Consider the following 268-nt stretch of genomic DNA (forward strand, 5'->3'; position numbering starts at 1 on the left):
GTAGGCTTTTTTCATTTGGTGCTCTTGGATATAACATAATCTCACCCCTTTCTTATATCTAAATAAACATAATACTTACTAAACTTTTATCCTCTCAATCCCCCATGGTCTTCATCATCTAACTCATATATAGTACCTTGTACTATTACGTTATTATTAGTTGTTTTTGGTGATTCAAATATAGTTGCTAAATTAAACATTAATATTGCTGCTATAATAAAGGAATGTACTTGTCTATATTTATATAATGCTATTTCATATAATCCTT

The 268-nt window shown here is 27.6% G+C and carries 1 protein-coding gene; it reads right to left on the minus strand.

The window, feature by feature from the left end; genetic code table 11:
• Positions 1–86: 86 nt before the first annotated feature.
• The coding region (locus L21TH_RS14470) for a hypothetical protein (protein ID WP_034429235.1) at positions 87–268 on the minus strand (182 nt) is incomplete at its 5' end.

Origin of the sequence: Caldisalinibacter kiritimatiensis, assembly GCF_000387765.1 — a bacterium.
GTDB lineage: Bacteria > Bacillota > Clostridia > Tissierellales > Caldisalinibacteraceae > Caldisalinibacter > Caldisalinibacter kiritimatiensis.